2 protein-coding genes and 1 pseudogene are annotated in these 1899 nt (G+C 69.1%); all 3 read right to left on the bottom strand.

All coding sequences use genetic code 11. From position 1 onward, the window contains the following. Nucleotides 1-700, bottom strand: a 700-nt coding sequence (locus AC3XYG_RS19265) for an alpha-hydroxy acid oxidase (protein ID WP_489141477.1), incomplete at its 3' end; no start/stop codon positions are given. Nucleotides 701-717: 17 nt separating this feature from the next. Next, entirely contained in the window at nucleotides 718-1590 is an 873-nt protein-coding gene (locus tag AC3XYG_RS19270; RefSeq protein WP_489141478.1) for an isocitrate lyase/PEP mutase family protein, read from the bottom strand. A 73-nt stretch (nucleotides 1591-1663) separates the two neighbouring features. Then, nucleotides 1664-1899: pseudogene (locus tag AC3XYG_RS19275) on the bottom strand (amidohydrolase family protein); the annotation flags it as partial.

The following is a 1899-nucleotide window of genomic DNA, read 5'->3' on the forward strand; positions in this document are numbered from 1 at the left end:
GCGCGACGTCTCCAGCATCGACCTGACCGGCCGCGTCCTCGGCGGTGGCGATGCCCTTCAGCACCAGCGGCGTATTGGGGAAGCGGTCCTTCCAGCGCTTCACGTCATCCCAGTTCAGCGCCGCCTGGAAATGCTGGCCCGTGGCCCGCGCCCGCCAGGGCTTGACGAAACGTTTGGCGATGTCGCGCTCGCGCCGGCTGTAGATGGCGGTGTCGACGGTCATGCAGAAGGCGTCATAGCCGGCGTCGATCGCCTGCTTGGAAACCTCCTCGATCCAGGGCCAGTCGCCGCGGACATAGAGCTGGAAGACCTTGGGGCCCTTCCCCGCCTGCGCCATCGGCTCCAGCCCCGGCATGGAAACGGAGGAGACCATGATCGGCACGCCGAATTCGGCCGCCGCGCGGGCCGCCGGGGCGCCGCCCTCGGGGTCGAAATTCTCCAGCCCGCCGACCGGCGCCAGCATCACCGGCAGGGTGATGGGCTTGCCGAGGAAGCGGCCGGTCAGGTCGATGCTGGAGACGTCGCGCAGCACCCGCGGCCGGAAGGCCAGGGCATCGATGGCTGCGCGGTTGCGCATCATCGTCGTCTCGGTCTCGGTGGCTCCGACCAGGTAATCCCAATTGCCGGGGCTCAGGCGGGCTTTCGCTTCCTTGACGAATTCATGCAGCGTCTGGAAGGGGCTTTCGGTTTCAGTGGCCATTGCTCGGCGTTCTCCGTTCAGTTGCCGCCCAGGTAGTCCCGGGTCCAGCGCTTGTAGTCGGCGTCGCGGGTGACGCGCGCCATCAGATTATCCTTGGGCAAGCCATCCAGCGCCGGGGGCTGAACCCCGTCGCGCAGCGCCTTCAGCGTGGCATAGACCGCCTGCTGCGCCGCCATGATCGGCTGGTGCCCCTGCAGCGCGACTCGGACGCCACGCGCGGCGAGGTAGGCCTTGTCGTTGATCTCCGTGCCCTCGACCCCGCCGACGATGATCGGCAGGGTAGCGACGGCCGAGACCGCATCCAGCTCCGCCCGTGTCCTGATGCCGGTGTAGAACAGCGCATCGGCACCACTGGTGGTATAGGCCTTGGTTCGCGCCACCGCATCCTCGATGCCATTCACCGAGACGACGCCGCTGCGGGCGACGATGCAGAAGGACGGGTCGTCGCGCGCCGCCAGCGCCGCCTTGACCCGGCCCATGCCCTCCTCCAGCGAGATCAGCGTGACCTTGCCGTCGCCATAGGGCCGCGGCAGCACGGTGTCCTCCAGCGTCATGGCGGCGACGCCGGCGGCCTCGATCTCCTCGCAGGTGCGCATGGCGTTCAGCGCATTGCCGTAGCCGTGATCGGCATCGACCAGCAGCGGCAGGGTCCGCACGGCGCGGCAGATGCGGCGCGCCTGGTCGGCGAATTCGGTCAGCGTCAGCACAATGAGATCGGGCGCGCCCAGCACGGTGAGCGAGGCGGTGGAGCCGGCGTACATGCCGACCTCGAAGCCCAGCTCCTCGGCGATGCGGGCCGACATCGGGTCGAAGACCGAGCCGGGATGGATGCAGAGATTTCCCGCCAGCACGTTGCGGAAGCGCATGCGGCGGTCGGTGACGCTGTTCATCTCTTTCCTCCTGTGGCGCGGCCTGCCGCGGCGGGGCCCAGGCGGCGCGCCGCCACGGCGCCTCCCCCCCTCGTTACGCCAGCCTGTGTAGCACCGCCGGCGTCCGCGTGAAGGTGCGGCGGCCGCGCTTGAAGCCGGCCAGGGTCGGCGCGATCTCGCGGATCGCCGCAACCGTGTCCGGGGCATCGACCAGCACCAGATCGGCCGGGTTGCCCACCGCGATGCCATAGTCGGCCTTCCGCATCAGCCTCGCCGATTGGGTGGTGAACATGCCCCAGGTATCGCGCAACGCATCCGGCATCGCCTGCT

This window comes from Inquilinus sp., from assembly GCF_057815775.1.